We start from the raw sequence: 14180 nt of genomic DNA on the forward strand, positions 1-14180 counted from the left end.
GCCTGTTATCCCGCGATATCGACGACACCGCAGTCGCCCTCGGCGGAGCCGAAGACGAGCTGCCGGCCGTCCTTGTTCCAGGCCATGGCGGTGATGGCGCCCTTGCCGGGTCGGCGCAGCAGCACTTCCTTGCTGTCGGCAAAGCGCGCGCCGAGGATCATGCCGTCCTGATAGCCGATCGCGACGATGTCTTCGGCTGGATGGCAGCAGACCGAGGTCACCATGATGTCGGCGCGGGTGCCGAGTTCCAGCGGCGCCTTGCCCATCGGGCCGTCCTTGCCCTGGAAGGGCCAGACAATCGCGGCCGGGGCGCCTGAGGAGGCGAGCCATTTGCCCTTGGCCGACCAGGAGACCGACTTCACCTTGGCCGGATAGCCGGTCATGCGCATGTGGCGGGCTTCCGCGCCGGGCTTGGCGTCGAGTTTCCAGCCGTGCAGCGCGTTTTCCTGCATCGTGGTGACGAGGAAGCGGCCATCGGGCGAGAAGGTGACGCCGGTGTGGGCGCCCTTCCATTCGAGGTCGATCGGCTGGCCCGATGTGCCGACCCAGTGCAACGACACGCCGTTGTAGCGGGCAGCGGCGATGCGCAAACCCTTCGGCGCGAAGGCAAGGCCCTCGACGGTGCGTTCCTCGGTAAATTCCTTCGTCGTCCCCTCCGCAAGACGCACATGCGTAGTCTTGCCATAGGCATAGGCGACGGCGCCTTGCGGGCCTGCCGCAACTTGCGCGATCCACTTGCGTGGCGCTTCGGCGACCAGCGAGGTGGTGCCGTCGGCGGCCGTACGCATGACCTTGCCGTCCTCGCCGCCGGTCAGCAGCGTGTCGTTGGCGTCGTCCACCACGAGCGACAGCAGGCCCTCGTGGACCTCCGTCGTCTTGTGGCCGAGGTTGAGGCGATGGATCGCACCGGTGGCTTCGGCGAAGAAGGGGACGCCTTTGAGAAAGGCCACGCCGACGACGTGACCTTCGAGATCGAGGGGAGCGACAGTCGGCATCAGTTCGGCTGCGCCTCGCAGGCTTTGAAGGTGCGCTCGAGCTTTTCACGATCGAGATCACGGCCGATGAAGACGAGACGGCTCTCCCGCTTTTCGCCATCCTTCCACGCCCGCTGATGATCGCCCTCGATGATCATGTGCACGCCCTGGACGACATAGCGCTCGGCGTCGCCGGCAAAGGCGATGATGCCCTTCAGGCGCAGGATGTTCGGGCCGTCCGTCTGGGTGATCTTCTGGATCCAGGGGAAGAAGCGATCCGGGTTCATTTCGCCGCCGCGCAGCGAGATCGACTGCACCGTCACGTCATGGATCGGCGAAGGCGCGTGATCGTGGTGGTGATGGTGGTCGTGATCGTGGTCATGATCATGGTGGTGGTGATGGTCGTGATCGCAGTCCGGGCCGCAGGTGTGATCATGGTCATGATCGTCCTGGTCGAGGAAGTGCGGATCGTTTTCCAGCGCCCTTTCCAGGTTGAAGGCGCCCTGATCGAGGACCTTGGCAAGATCGATGTCGGAGCGCTGGGTGCGGTAGATGCGGGCCGACGGATTGATGACGCGCACGGTCGCTTCGATGCGCTCCAGTTCCTCAGGCGTGACCAAGTCGGTCTTGTTGAGAAGCACGACGTCGGCAAAGGCGATCTGGTCTTCGGCCTCGCGGCTGTCCTTTAGCCGCAGCGGCAGGTGCTTGGCATCGACCAGCGCAACGACCGCGTCGAGCTCGGTCTTGGCGCGCACGTCATCGTCCATGAAGAAGGTCTGGGCGACCGGCACCGGATCGGCAAGGCCGGTCGTCTCGACGATGATCGCGTCGAAGCGGCCGGGGCGGCGCATCAGGCCCTCGACCACGCGGATCAGGTCGCCGCGCACGGTGCAGCAGACGCAGCCGTTGTTCATCTCGTAGATTTCCTCGTCGGATTCCACGATCAGGTCGTTGTCGATGCCGATCTCGCCGAACTCGTTGACGATGACCGCGTATTTGCGACCATGGTTCTCGCTGAGGATGCGGTTCAAAAGCGTCGTCTTGCCGGCGCCGAGATAGCCGGTGAGCACAGTGACGGGGATCGGCTTCTGCGGGGATGTTTCGGTCATGGGAACCTCTAGGATTTCCGGATGCGGCGGGCAGGCATCCAAGTCGGGTTTCATATAGGAGATGCGGCGGCGATGCGCAAATGGCGCGGGCGATTTTGGCGGGCGCGGGCGGATCGCCTCAGCGGTCTGCGATAACCCTCCTTTCATCAAAATCGGAGAGAGTGCGCGGCAGATCCTAGGGGTGCGCGCGTGAAGACGATTTCCATCAACGGCCGGTTCCTGACCCAGCCGCTCACCGGCGTGCAGCGCTTCGCCCGTGAGATGACCCGAGCGCTGGATGTGCGCATCGCTTCCGGGCAGGTGCCGCATGCGCTGAAGGACGCGCGCTGGCGGCTGCTTACTCCGGGCAAGGCTGTCGACGATCTCGGGCTCAAGGCGATTTCGGTCGAGCGGTTCGGCTCCGGACCGGGCCATGTCTGGGAGCAGGGCGCGCTCTATTGGCGCGCGCGCCGCGATACGCTGATCGGCTTCGGCGGCAGCGGCCCGGTGCTGCACGGCGACCAGGTGGTGGTGATCCACGACGTCACCCTGTTTCGCCATCCGGCCTCGTTCGGGCGCGGCTACCGGCTGTTTCATGGGGCGCTCGGTTTCATCCTTGCAAGGCGGGCAAAGCTCGGCACCGTCTCGAACTTTTCGCGCCAGGAGCTTGCCGATGTCTTCCGCGTGCCGGCTGCTGGCATCGACGTCATCTACAACGCGACGGATCACTTCGCGCGACTTCAGCCGGACGAGGGCGTCATCCAGCGGCTCGGGCTTGCCGATACGCCCTTCTTCCTGCTGGTCGGCACGCTGAAGCCCAACAAGAATGTCGAGTTTGCGGTGCGCGCCTTCGAGGCACTTGGTGCCGGCGACCACAAGCTCGTGGTCGTGGGTGGCACCGACCCGACCGTGTTCCGCGATATCGCGCCCACGTCGAAGGGCAACCTGATCTTTCCGGGCCGCCTGACCGATGACGAGATCGCCGGGCTGCAGCGGCGCGCTGTCGCCTTCGTCTTTCCCAGCCTCTATGAAGGTTTCGGCATCCCGCCGCTGGAAGCGATGACGCAGGGGTGCCCGGTGCTCGCCGCCGATATTCCGCCGGTTCGCGAGGCCTGCGGCGATGCCGTTTGCTACTTCGATCCGTTGAAGACGGAGGCTTTGGTCGACGCGATGCGGACGATCTCCGCCGACGAGGCCGTTCGCCGAGATTTGCGGCGTTCCGGCTTTGACAATGCGAAGCGCTTTTCCTGGGACGGGAGTGCGGTCGTGCTGCTCAACATGCTGGCGGCGCAGCACATCTGATCCATTCTGCGCGATTTTGGAGCGTCAAAGGTCGAGAACCCGCATCGGGTCCAGTCGACCCCGGACAAAATCACCAAATGCAATCAGATTGCCCTTGAGCCGACCGCGTCGATCGACGAGGCCTTGCGGTTTGAGGCTGCCGAGGATGTTGGCGGCGAAGTTGCCGCCCATGAGGCGAAGTGCCCATTTCAGTCCGACCGTGCCCTTGTTGCGCAGATAGAGCGGATTTGCGACCTGCGAGTAACCGAAGCGCAGGCCCGAGGTGCGGCCGCGCTTGTTGCCGAGGTGGACGCCGCGCAGCGCCGGCGATTTCACGATGCGCCCGTGCGCGGCCAGACGCCGGCAGAAATCGACATCCTCCTGCCAGCCATAGAGCGGCAGCCGCTCGTCGAAACGGGTGCGTTCGGCGGCAATCGCCGATACGCGGAAGGCCATGTTGCAGCCATAGGCGTTGAAGGCCGGCTGTGTGACATCGTGCGGCTGAGCGCCGGGATCCGTCTCGAGGATCGCCTTGGCATCGGCAATCGATATGCCCGGGCCATGAATGCCGTCGGCCAGAACCAGGCCGGTTGCCACGACGAGATCAGCCTCGCGATCGAACAGCCTTTCAGCCTCGGTAAGAAAATCGCTGCGCGGCAGGAAATCGTCGTCGAAAAAGACGATCAGATCGGCGGTTGTCGCCTGGTCGAGGATGGCGTTGCGCTGTGCGCTGGAACCCTTGTTGCCCGCGACGATACGGGCCTTCAAGGGAAGCGAGCCGATTCTGGCTTCGTCGACGTCCTCCGGCGTGCTTGGGCAGATGACGACGGCGTCCGGTAGTCGCGTCTGCCGCGTCAGATGCAGCAGGGTTTCGGAGAGGACCTCGCGGCGGCCCGCGGTCGCTATGCCGACGACGATGTTCATGGGGCGCTCTCCGCTCTTTCGGCGCGATCTAACCGGAAATTCGTGCAGTTTTTCTTAGCGCCTAGGCCGTGCTGGGTCTCGGCGACCGCATCATCAGCCGCAACTGGTTGAGCGAGAGCAGGCAGAACAGACCACCGACAACAATACCGGTACCGATCGTAACGTAGCTGGTTTCACCGGAGAGGGAGAAGGCCAGCACGGCCGCGCCAAGTCCGGCGGCGGCGAAGAGCACGGGCGGCCAGGAGAAATCGAAGGCGAGCGAGGACATCAGGCGAAGGCCGATGAGGGCGGCGAGGATCGCGCCGATGGCGCTGCCCCAGGCTAACGCCGCATCGTTCGCCCCAGCCAAGGCCAGGACTGCCAATGCTCCAAGGCTTAGAAGCACGCAGTCGGCCACGGCGAGCAGCAGGATCAACGCAAGGCGTTGCCTCAGGTGCAGCGGCGTCGGCAGCATGATCTGCGTCAGCGTGCGAACGAGCGAGAGGACGATGATGGCAGGCGCGGTTGCGAGGAAACCTTGCTGCAGGTCCGGGCTGATGACGAGCCAGGTGGCCGGGAGAAGTGCAGCGAAGATACCGGCGGCCATCATCAGCGCAAAGCTCGTCAGCAGCGCGTAGTATTGCCCGAGTTGGCGGGGAAGAGCGGCGCGATCGCCGGTCCGGTCATGCGCGGCAACGATCTCCGGATATTGGATCGCCTGAAGGGCCGAAACGATGAGCACGAACGGGCGTTGCAGCAGGTCGAGCGCAAGCAGGGCGCCGGCAGCACCCGTCGCGCCGAGCGCCGAGGTGAAGATCGCCTTCAGTGCCAAGGGCGCGAACATGGCGGCAGTGGCGGCCCCGGCCGACACGCTGCCATAGATGAGATGCTTGCGGATACGGACATTGTCGAGCGCGGCGGCTGGGCGCGTGTCGGCGCGGCGGGAAAGAAGGAATGCAAGCAGGCCATAGGCAATGTAACCGGCGAGCAGGCCCGTGACGGTCGACAGGAAGCTTGGCGAGATGAGTGCGCCGAGGAGCGTACCCGCGGCGAGAATGGTGGCGCGGGAGCCCTGCAGCACCGAGAAGGCGCGGAAATCCTGGCGAAAACGCAGCATGGTCAGATGCAGATCGCTGCCGCCTTGTGCGATCGAGACCAGGCCGCCGACAAGCGCCACGACCGGCGGCACGCCGAAGATCAAGGACACGCCCGCCGCGATCAGGCACAGCATGGCGCAGGCGAGGGCTTCGGTCAGGATCGCCCGCCGCTCCGCCGCTTCACTGTCCGCATCCGCCCCAGGGTAGAAACGCATGCAGGCGAAACGCACCCATTCGAAGGCGGCGATCGCCGCGAACTGGCAGATGGAGATGAACAGTGAGTAGCTGGCATAGTCGGCCGGCGCCAACCAGTGGGCGACGACGATCAGCAGGCCGAAGGCAATGACCGCCTGGTAGAAATAGGCGCCGAGCGCAATGATCTTCGCCATGGTTTCTCTGCCCTACGCCGCGCGCATTTGGGCATCTGATAGCGCAAAAGCACAAAGAAAGTGTTTGCCGGCGCGGCCTCAAGCCAGTTCGTCGGGGTCGAAATCCCTGACATCGTCAAGGAGTTCGATAAACCCTCGGACGGCATGGGCGATCAAAATCTCACCCCGTGCCGCCGTGGCAACCGAGGCATTGCCGGCGACACCTTCGCCATTCAGGTCGCGCATCTTCCAGCCGAAGGCGTGGGGACCGTAAGCGCGCAGATGCTTGAAGCGTTCAGAAAATTCGCCTTGGCGGGACGCAAAGTTTGCGGCCTTGGCGATGTCGACCCTGTCCGGATGGAGCGCCAGCATCACCGATGTCTCGATGTCGCCGCCGTGAATGTCCAACGCCTTATCCTCCGGCTTGATCCATCCGTCCGGTTGGCCGAAGCGGGTCCAGCTCGTCGCGACGGCCAGCATTTTGAAGCGCACGCGCGCTTCGGTCGCGACGATCGTCATCAACGGCGAGTTGCCGCCATGGGCGTTCAGCATCACGAACTTGCGGATACCTTGGTTGTGAAGATCACCGGCAATGCCGAGCCAGCGCTCGACCGCCTCGCCATAGGCAAGGGTTCGGCTGCCGGCGACATCCATGTGCTCGATGGAGTAACCGACCGGCTCGGCCGGCAGGAAGGTTACCGGCAGGCCGGCGGGCATGGCGGCGATCGTGCGGGAGACGATGCCCTCGGCGATCAGCGTGTCGGTTTCGAAGGGCAGATGCGGACCGTGCTGTTCATGGGCGCCGAGCGGCAGCACGGCGATCCAGTCACGGCGAGCGTCGGCCGGAAGGTCGGTCCGATTGTCCTGCCATCGCGGCTCAGGCATCGACATTTCTCTTCGATCCTCCACGTCAATTGTCGTAAAATTGTTATTTGAGTCATACAGTTCGTAATCGCAAGCTGTATTGTTATAAGTGTTCGACTCGGGGATTCGGCAGGAGGTCCAATGGGCAAGAAGAACAAGGCCGAAAAGAAAGGCAAGAACGGCAAGAAGAAGGACGAGTTCCTGAATGAGCCGCACGATCTTGCCGCTATCCTTGTCCAGGCAGCGCGTTCCATGCGCACCGTACTCTCCCGCAATCTTCTTGAAAGTGGTCTTTACGCCGGGCAAGACGGCGTAATGCTGGCGCTGGCCGAAGCCGACGGCATGACCGCGGGTGGGCTTGCCGCCAGGCTTGGGGTCAAGGCGCCGACCATGACCCGCACGATCGGGCGGATGGAAGCGCAGGGCTTCCTCGAGCGCCGTCCGGACGAGGACGATGCGCGGCTCACCAAGGTCTATCTTACTGAGCCCGGCCGCAACCGGCTGCAGATCATCGCCGAGGCGGGGCAGCATTCGGAAAAGCTCGCGACACGCGGCCTGACCGACAAGCAGGTGCGCACTCTGATGAAACTGCTGCGCGCCGTCGACAGTAATCTCCAGGCCGCACGGGCCGCCGACTGAGCCTTGTTCGCCGCATATTGCCGTGGCGATTTAAACAGTTTAAAAGGGATTTAAATTTATGGCACGCGTACGTCCGTTGGGATGTACGAAAAGTGCCGTGAGGCATGCTGCAAGAACCTCACTCGGATTGGATTGTGGGGCTGCGGCCGAGGGCGGAACAAGGCTACAGGGGGCATCGTGGCGCAAAAGGTCAAGCTTTCGACGATTGCGGAAACACTCGGTCTTTCGACGGCAACGGTATCCCTGGCTCTACGCGACAGTCCTTTGGTGGCGACCGTCACCCGCGATAAAATCAAGGAGCAGGCCCGCGCGCTCGGCTATATCTACAACCGCCGCGCTGCCAGTCTCAGAACATCCCGCTCCGGCATCATCGGCGTCGTCGTGCACGACATCATGAACCCGTTCTACGGGGAAATCCTGAAGGCGATCGAAGCGGAGCTCGACCGCGACAAGCAGACCTTCATTCTCTCCAACCACTACGATTCGGTCGACAAGCAGCGCGATTTCATCGAGACGCTGCTGCAGCTCGGCGGTGATGGCGTGATCATGTCGCCGGCGATCGGTACGCCGCTGGAGGACATCCAGCTTGCCGAGGACAACGGCATGCCGGCGATCCTGATCGCCCGTTCGATCGAGGGCGTGGACGTGCCGATCTTCCGCGGCGACGACGCCTACGGCATCTCGCTTGCCACCAACCACCTGATCGGCCTTGGCCATCGCTGCATCGCCATGGTCGGCGGCACCGACCAGACGTCGACCGGGCGCGACCGCTATCAGGGCTATGTCAACGCGTTGCGCAAGGCCAATATCGAGGTCGATCCGGAGCTGCGCATCCCCGGTCCCCGCACGAAGCAGGGCGGCTTCGAGGCGGCGGTGCATCTGCTCTCCCTGCCGCAGAAGCCGACGGCAGTCGTCTGCTGGAACGACCTGGTGGCGATCGGCATGATGAACGGCATCGCCCGCGCCGGTCTGGTGCCCGGCGTCGATATCTCTGTCACCGGCTACGACGACCTCGAAGAGGCGTCGATCGCCACGCCGGCATTGACCACCGTCTGGAATGGCCAGGCCGATGTCGGCCGCAGTGCTGCCCGCGCGCTGCTCGACAAGCTTTCCGGCAGCCACGAACCCGACGGTATCCATCTGATCAAGCCGGAAATGCGCATCCGCCAATCAACGGGCCCGTTGCGCGTCATCGCCTGAGATCTCCCTCCCGACAGGAGCTGCCCATGTCTGTGAACCGCACGCGCGTTCTCGTGCCCGGAAAGATCAATCAACGGGTCATCGATCGACTGGTCGGGCAATTCGAAGTCGTCAGGATCGAGAGTGCCGATCCAGCATTGGTGACGCCGGATATGCAGGACGTGAAAGCGGTTGCCGTAGCCGGCCGGCTGCCCGGTGCCCTGATGGATGTCCTGCCGCAGCTCGAGATCATCGCCAATTTCGGCGTCGGCTATGACGGCGTCGAGGTCGCACATGCCGCCGCCAAGGGCATTGCCGTCAGCAATACACCGGATGTTCTGACCGAAGAGGTGGCCGACACGGCGGTTGGTCTTCTGCTGAATACACTCCGGCAATTGCCTCAGGCAGAACAATGGCTGCGCCAGGGACGCTGGAGCCGCGAGGGCGCGTTCCCGCTCTCGCCGCTGTCCCTGCGCGGCCGAAGCGTCGGTCTTTACGGCCTCGGTCGCATCGGGCTTTCGATCGCCAGGCGGCTGGAAGCCTTCGGGGTGTCGATCGCCTATCACACGCGCAGCCCGCGCGAGGGCCTGCCCTATGCCTACCATCCGACGCTCGTCGGCCTCGCGGCGGCGGTCGATACGCTCATTGTCATCGTGCCCGGCACCGAGGCGACGCGGCGCACGGTCGATGCCCAGGTGCTGGCAGCACTCGGCAGCAACGGCGTGCTGATCAATGTCGGCCGCGGCTCGACCGTCGACGAACCGGCGCTGATCGCGGCGCTTCAGAGCGGCGTGATCGCCGGGGCTGGCCTCGACGTTTTCGAAAACGAGCCGCAGGTGCCGGACGCGCTGATGGCTTTGCCGAACGTGTCGCTCCTGCCGCATGTGGCCTCGGCCTCGGTGGTCACACGCAATGCCATGGCCGATCTCGTCGTCGGCAATATCGAAGCCTGGTTTGAAGCGGGCAGGGCCCTGACGCCGGTGCCGGAAACGCCGTTCACGCGGCGCGCGAGTTGACGGCAGGCGTCCTTTCCGCCTCAGGCGACGATCCGAAAGCGGAAAGGGTCAGGCGGCCAAACGGCCAGCGGCGTAAGTCCGCACGGCGTCGCCGAAGGCCCTGAACAGGCTGGCCGAGGGGGTGTCGGTGCGCACCCAGTATTCCGGATGCCATTGCACGCCGACGGCAAAGGCCTTGGCGCCGATCACCGAAACCGCTTCGATCGTGCCGTCGTCAGCGACCGCTTCGACAGCCAGGCGCGGAGCAGCGGCGCCGATCGCCTGTCGGTGCAACGAGTTGACGCGGATGCGGCCGGCGCCAAGCACGGGCGCGAGGCAGCTCCCTTCCTTGACGATGACGTCCTGGCGGATGCCGTAGGCAACGTCGAGTTCCTTCACGTCGGGCTTGCGGTGATCCCAGATCCCCGGCTGGTCTTGGATTTCACTCGCCAGCGTGCCGCCGAGTGCGACGTTCAGTTCCTGGATGCCGCGGCAGATGGCAAACAACGGCACACCGCGCTCGATCGCGCGCCGGATCAGGGGCAGGCTGGTCGCGTCGCGGCCGGGATCGAAAGGTCCGTCACTGTCCTTGGCCTCGCGGCCATAGAGCGAGGGATGAACATTGGAGCGGGCGCCGCTTGCAAGCACGCCGTCGACGCGGTCGAGGATTTCGTCAATGTCGTTGCCGGTTTCGAGCGCCGGGATGAGGAAGGGCATAACGCCGGCGCCTTCGACGGCGGCGCGCACATATTGATGGGCAACGACATGCCAGACATTGCCGTCGAATTCGCGGAAATCGCAGGGGATGGCAACGACAGGTTTCGACATCATCAGGCTCCGTAATACGCTTAAGAAAAGCCTTGCCTTCAGATGCTGATGAAAGTCAACTGAGAACGTAGTGAGCGTGATCACCGCGCTGATCCAAGGCGGATCGGTAGCGAACACGAACTAAAAACGGCAAGAAATCGCAGGTAATTCTTTAAGATCGAGTAACCATCGCGCACGCAAATTCTGGATCGTCCGCCCGCATCGCTGAATTGTCGAAGTTGCAGTCGGGCCTTTTGTGTCGCGGATACCTATGTTTGGTTGCAGAAACCGAGTACTGTTCAGCGCGGTTCGCACTATTGAGTTGAACTCTTGGGTCTTGCCGGTACGGCCCTGTGGTTATTCTGGGATTCGGTACTTTTTTCGGGGCGTTAGACGAAATCATTCGTTAAGTCATCACCCCTAACAATCCGGTAAACCGGAGCTTGGTTCATGATGCGACTTGGACAGAGCGCTCTTCCGACTGACGTGTATCTGTCATCCGTGAGCTCGCTCTACGAACATCGCAAGACGTTGCTGATCGGCATGTTGTCGCATGTCGTGACGTTTCTGCTCGTCTATCTCAAGACCAGTGATCCGCTTTATCTCGCCTGCTCCGGCGTGATCTTCGTGCTCTGGGCGCTGCGCAATGTCGATATGGCGCGGTTCGACCGGCAGGATTTCTCCAATGCCGACCGGGCGATGGTCCGCAAATGGGAGAACCGCTATATCGTCGGCGGTGTCAGCGTCACGCTCACCTGCGGCATCGCTTGCGGTTATGCCATTGCCGTCAGTCAGGATTCCTTTTCAGAGCTTGCGACCATATCGGTGACGCTGGCCTCGATGATCTCGCTCGTTGGGCGCAACTACGGCTCGGAGCGGGCCGTGCTTCTCCTGTCCTCGTCCGCATGCCTGCCGATCGTGATCGGCCTGATGACGCTGCAGGACGTGTTCATGCTGGCGCTTGCCTTGCTCATCCTGCCGTTCATCCTTTCCACCTGGATGATGGCCAACAATGTGCGCGCCTTTCTCTATGAGAATGTTTTGGCGGCGCGCGAGATCGCGACGATTGCCGGCCAGTTCGACGCGGCGCTCAACAATATGACGCATGGCTTGTTCATGCTGGATGGCGACGGCCGCGTGGTGGTGGCCAATGAGCGTGCCAGCGAGTTGCTGGCGCTTGGCGACAGGACCGAACTCAAGGATTGGCTGCTCGATGACGTGATCCGGCGCGGTGCGCGGCGCATGCGGCTCGATGCCGAAAAGACCAAGGCGATCTCGCGCCAGCTCGATCTTCTGCTCAAGGGCAAGCGCCCGCAGGTATTGATCCCGGTCAGCGAGGAACTGCACCTCGAGTTTTCCGCCAGCCGCCGCGACAATGGCGATATCGTGCTGATCTTCGAGGACGTGACGGCACGCGTACAGGCGGACAAGCAGATTCTGCACATGGTGCGCTTCGACAAGCTGACCGAGCTGCCGAGCCGCGACTACTTCGGAGAGCTGGTTGTGGCCGCCGCAAGCGGCGACGAGAAGGAGGACCGGCTCGTCGGCCTGATGGTCCTCGACGTCACCGAGTTCAAGCATGTCAACGACATGCGCGGCCACATCGTCGGCGACAAGCTGCTGCAGGCGATCGCCGGCCGGTTGAAGGCGCTCGCCGGTGATGATGCGATCGCGGCGCGGCTGATGGGCGACGAGTTTGTCGTGTTCTTTCCGAACAGGGCTGACGTGGCCGATCTGGAAGAGCGGATGCGGGGGCTGCACACGGAACTGCGCGGCACCTATGTTGCCAGCGGCTTCACCTTCAACATGACCATGAGCGCGGGCTTCGTCATCGCGCCGAACGTGGATCTGAAACTCGAAGACCTGCAGATCAAGGCGGATCTCGCGCTTTCGGAAACCAAGCTGCGCAACCGCGGTGGCTGCACTGCGTTCGAAGTCGAGATGGACGCCCGCTATGTCGACCGCCAGAAGCTGAAGGCGGATTTGCGCGAGGCGATCAATGCGCTCAGCCTGACGCTTTCCTACCAGCCGATGTTCGCGCCGAGCGGCGGCCGGGTCGAATGCTGCGAAGCGTTGGCCCGCTGGACGCATCCGGAGCGCGGGCCGGTGCCGCCGAACGTGTTCATTCAGCTCGCCGAGGAACTGGGGCTGGTCACGGAGATCACGCGTTTCGTGCTCGACCATGCATGCCGGGATTGCATGGACTGGCCGAGCGATGTGTCCGTCTCCGTCAACCTCTCGGTGCTCGATCTACGCAGCAGCGAAATCGTCACGATGGTCACGGATGCGCTTCAGGCAACCGGCCTCGATGCTTCGCGGCTGCATCTGGAGGTCACCGAAAGCTGCCTGATGGACGAGCCGCTCAAGGTGCAGGCGATCCTGCGCGAGCTGCGGGGTCTCGGCATCACCATTGCCATCGACGATTTCGGCACCGGATACTCCAGTCTCAGTTATCTCGATGCCCTGCCGGTCGACATCATCAAGATCGATCGGTCCTTCGTGCGCAACATCCGTGAGGATTCGCGCCGCTTCAAGCTCCTGCGCGGGACGGCAAATCTTGCCCGCGCCCTCGGCCTGCGCATCGTCGTCGAAGGCGTCGAGACGACGGATCAGTTGCAGCTCATCACCGAGCATAATTGTGCCGATTTGATACAGGGCTTCGTCTTCGCCGCCCCCATGCCCGCTTCTGCTATTGCAACGCTTTGCAAGAACGGTGTGCCAAAACGAGGCGCTAAACCCAGCAGCAAGCGCATCGCCTGACGCTGCGACCCCAAATTCCGTTCCGTTTTGATGCTGCGCATTCGGCAGCAAGCCCTTGATTAGTTGGGCAAATGCATCTCGATTTGGTGCGTTTTGCTCCAAATCAACCGAATTAATTTACGAATTTTTAGGGTTAACAAAAAGTTAACAGTGAACTGTTCCGTTTTGCGGTTGCCGCCCCATTTTCCGTCAATAGGTTAACGATTTGTTAACCATGAGGTCTGGAATATGGGTGAGACGATTCACCAGGCGGAGCCTGGGCGTTTTTCTGAAAAGCTGATGCAATTGCTCGATCGTGTCGAATATCGGCGGGTCGAAACCGGCGAGGACATGGAGGACATCGCGCGGCTGCGTTACAAGTCCTACAAGTCCGTCAATCTGATGGAATTGACGGGCTCCACGCTGATCGACGATCTCGACTTCGACAGCCACGCGTATGTCTTCGGCATCTATCTCGATGAGAGCCTCGTCAGCACCGTGCGCGTACATCACGTAACGCCGGAGCACCGCGCCAGCACATCGGGCCTGATCTTCGGCTCCGAGATCGACGCGTTCCTCGATGCCGGCATGGTTTTGGTCGATCCGGGCCGATTGGCGGTCGACCCTGATGTCATCGGTGACGATATGCGGGCGCTTCCCTACCTGACGCTCCGCCCGGTCGCCATGGCCTGCGAATACTTTTCCGCCGACCGTTGCCTGACGGCCTGCCGGCCGCGCCACACCGCCTTCTACAAGCGCATTTTCGCCTCCGAGACCGTGGTCGCCAAGCGCGAGAACCTGGGGGTCTACAATGCCGATGGCGCCCTGCTCGTGGCGCAGGTGAGGGGGCAGCGGCCCTCGATCCTCGACCGCTACCCGATTTTCGATTCGGAGCCTTTCGAACGCCGCATGATGTTTGCCGATCGCAGCGAGGTGCCGTTCGCGCCGCTGACGATCCTGCCGACCGCGCGCATGGCGCAAACCGGTTATGGACGCTCTTATCGAACCTCCGTCTTCCGCTAGCAGTCTTCGATGTCGACATCGGATGGTGAGGCGCGCCCGTGCGCGCCACCCTTGCCGCCGGCCGCGACATATCGCCCCATCAGGTACTGCTAAAGGACGGGTTTTCGTTGCACCCGGCCTAAGCATTGTGTAAGGGCAGCTATAAGGGTTTTCGCGACTTTTCGCGGGAGCCATGCTTCGATTAGGAGCGGCGGCGATCAAGGGTCGCGCCGTGGCATTCAGG

The 14180-nt window shown here is 62.9% G+C and carries 12 protein-coding genes; 6 read left to right on the forward strand and 6 right to left on the reverse strand.

Annotated features, from left to right (window positions below; all coding sequences use genetic code 11):
- Positions 1 to 5: 5 nt before the first annotated feature.
- Together ACTJKM_RS02840 and ACTJKM_RS02845 are read right to left on the reverse strand one after the other, a co-directional pair.
- Positions 6 to 995: a WD40 repeat domain-containing protein gene (locus tag ACTJKM_RS02840; protein ID WP_058326855.1), complete on the reverse strand. Its 990-nt coding sequence runs from the start codon at positions 993 to 995 to the stop codon at positions 6 to 8.
- Positions 995 to 2083, reverse strand: coding sequence for a CobW family GTP-binding protein (locus ACTJKM_RS02845; protein WP_058326854.1), 1089 nt, complete (start codon positions 2081 to 2083; stop codon positions 995 to 997). The genes ACTJKM_RS02840 and ACTJKM_RS02845 overlap by 1 nt, the downstream gene beginning before the upstream one ends.
- A 189-nt stretch (positions 2084 to 2272) precedes the next feature.
- Here ACTJKM_RS02845 and ACTJKM_RS02850 point away from each other — a divergent pair, with 189 nt between their 5' ends.
- The gene (locus tag ACTJKM_RS02850; RefSeq protein ID WP_057254577.1) at positions 2273 to 3364 is read left to right on the forward strand and encodes a glycosyltransferase family 4 protein; all 1092 of its coding nucleotides are present in this window, start codon (positions 2273 to 2275) and stop codon (positions 3362 to 3364) included.
- A gap of 24 nt (positions 3365 to 3388) precedes the next feature.
- Here the strand turns inward: ACTJKM_RS02850 and ACTJKM_RS02855 are convergent, their stop codons facing one another.
- The 3 genes from ACTJKM_RS02855 to ACTJKM_RS02865 all read right to left on the reverse strand — a co-directional run bounded on the left by ACTJKM_RS02855 (position 3389) and on the right by ACTJKM_RS02865 (position 6602).
- The gene (locus tag ACTJKM_RS02855) at positions 3389 to 4267 is read right to left on the reverse strand and encodes a glycosyltransferase family 2 protein (protein WP_057254578.1); all 879 of its coding nucleotides are present in this window, start codon (positions 4265 to 4267) and stop codon (positions 3389 to 3391) included.
- 61 nt (positions 4268 to 4328) lie between these two features.
- A complete protein-coding gene (locus tag ACTJKM_RS02860; RefSeq protein WP_058325257.1) occupies positions 4329 to 5732 on the reverse strand; it encodes a hypothetical protein in 1404 nt (467 codons plus the stop codon).
- 78 nt (positions 5733 to 5810) lie between these two features.
- Entirely contained in the window at positions 5811 to 6602 is a 792-nt protein-coding gene (locus ACTJKM_RS02865) for a creatininase family protein (RefSeq protein WP_058326853.1), read from the reverse strand.
- 114 nt (positions 6603 to 6716) lie between these two features.
- Here ACTJKM_RS02865 and ACTJKM_RS02870 point away from each other — a divergent pair, with 114 nt between their 5' ends.
- From ACTJKM_RS02870 to ACTJKM_RS02880, 3 genes are all read left to right on the forward strand, one after another.
- On the forward strand, positions 6717 to 7214 hold the full coding sequence (locus tag ACTJKM_RS02870) for a MarR family winged helix-turn-helix transcriptional regulator (RefSeq protein WP_057254581.1): 498 nt from the start codon (positions 6717 to 6719) through the stop codon (positions 7212 to 7214).
- Positions 7215 to 7391: 177 nt separating this feature from the next.
- A complete protein-coding gene (locus tag ACTJKM_RS02875) occupies positions 7392 to 8414 on the forward strand; it encodes a LacI family DNA-binding transcriptional regulator (protein WP_057254582.1) in 1023 nt (340 codons plus the stop codon).
- Positions 8415 to 8446: 32 nt separating this feature from the next.
- Positions 8447 to 9409 (forward strand): 2-hydroxyacid dehydrogenase, encoded by a 963-nt coding sequence (locus ACTJKM_RS02880; protein ID WP_058326901.1) that lies wholly within the window; start codon positions 8447 to 8449, stop codon positions 9407 to 9409.
- Positions 9410 to 9457: 48 nt separating this feature from the next.
- On the opposite strand, the gene ACTJKM_RS02885 is transcribed toward ACTJKM_RS02880, so the two are convergent.
- A complete protein-coding gene (locus ACTJKM_RS02885; protein ID WP_057254824.1) occupies positions 9458 to 10216 on the reverse strand; it encodes a gamma-glutamyl-gamma-aminobutyrate hydrolase family protein in 759 nt (252 codons plus the stop codon).
- 429 nt (positions 10217 to 10645) lie between these two features.
- Here ACTJKM_RS02885 and ACTJKM_RS02890 point away from each other — a divergent pair, with 429 nt between their 5' ends.
- Together ACTJKM_RS02890 and ACTJKM_RS02895 are read left to right on the forward strand one after the other, a co-directional pair.
- Positions 10646 to 12955: a putative bifunctional diguanylate cyclase/phosphodiesterase gene (locus ACTJKM_RS02890; RefSeq protein ID WP_058326852.1), complete on the forward strand. Its 2310-nt coding sequence runs from the start codon at positions 10646 to 10648 to the stop codon at positions 12953 to 12955.
- Positions 12956 to 13183: 228 nt separating this feature from the next.
- Complete coding sequence (locus ACTJKM_RS02895) at positions 13184 to 13957, forward strand: N-acyl amino acid synthase FeeM domain-containing protein (protein ID WP_058325254.1); 774 nt, start codon at positions 13184 to 13186, stop codon at positions 13955 to 13957.
- Positions 13958 to 14180: the final 223 nt, after the last annotated feature.

Source organism: Ensifer sp. 22460, from assembly GCF_052044935.1.
GTDB lineage: Bacteria > Pseudomonadota > Alphaproteobacteria > Rhizobiales > Rhizobiaceae > Ensifer.

What these genes read in the sequence shown, in the direction of transcription:
- ACTJKM_RS02840 (WP_058326855.1), bottom strand. Translation starts at nt 995, where the DNA reads ATGCCGACTGTCGCTCCCCTCGATCTCGAAGGTCACGTCGTCGGCGTG.
- ACTJKM_RS02845 (WP_058326854.1), bottom strand. Translation starts at nt 2,083, where the DNA reads ATGACCGAAACATCCCCGCAGAAGCCGATCCCCGTCACTGTGCTCACC.
- ACTJKM_RS02855 (WP_057254578.1), bottom strand. Translation starts at nt 4,267, where the DNA reads ATGAACATCGTCGTCGGCATAGCGACCGCGGGCCGCCGCGAGGTCCTC.
- ACTJKM_RS02860 (WP_058325257.1), bottom strand. Translation starts at nt 5,732, where the DNA reads ATGGCGAAGATCATTGCGCTCGGCGCCTATTTCTACCAGGCGGTCATT.
- ACTJKM_RS02865 (WP_058326853.1), bottom strand. Translation starts at nt 6,602, where the DNA reads ATGTCGATGCCTGAGCCGCGATGGCAGGACAATCGGACCGACCTTCCG.
- ACTJKM_RS02870 (WP_057254581.1), top strand. Translation starts at nt 6,717, where the DNA reads ATGGGCAAGAAGAACAAGGCCGAAAAGAAAGGCAAGAACGGCAAGAAG.
- ACTJKM_RS02885 (WP_057254824.1), bottom strand. Translation starts at nt 10,216, where the DNA reads ATGTCGAAACCTGTCGTTGCCATCCCCTGCGATTTCCGCGAATTCGAC.
- ACTJKM_RS02890 (WP_058326852.1), top strand. Translation starts at nt 10,646, where the DNA reads ATGATGCGACTTGGACAGAGCGCTCTTCCGACTGACGTGTATCTGTCA.
- ACTJKM_RS02895 (WP_058325254.1), top strand. Translation starts at nt 13,184, where the DNA reads ATGGGTGAGACGATTCACCAGGCGGAGCCTGGGCGTTTTTCTGAAAAG.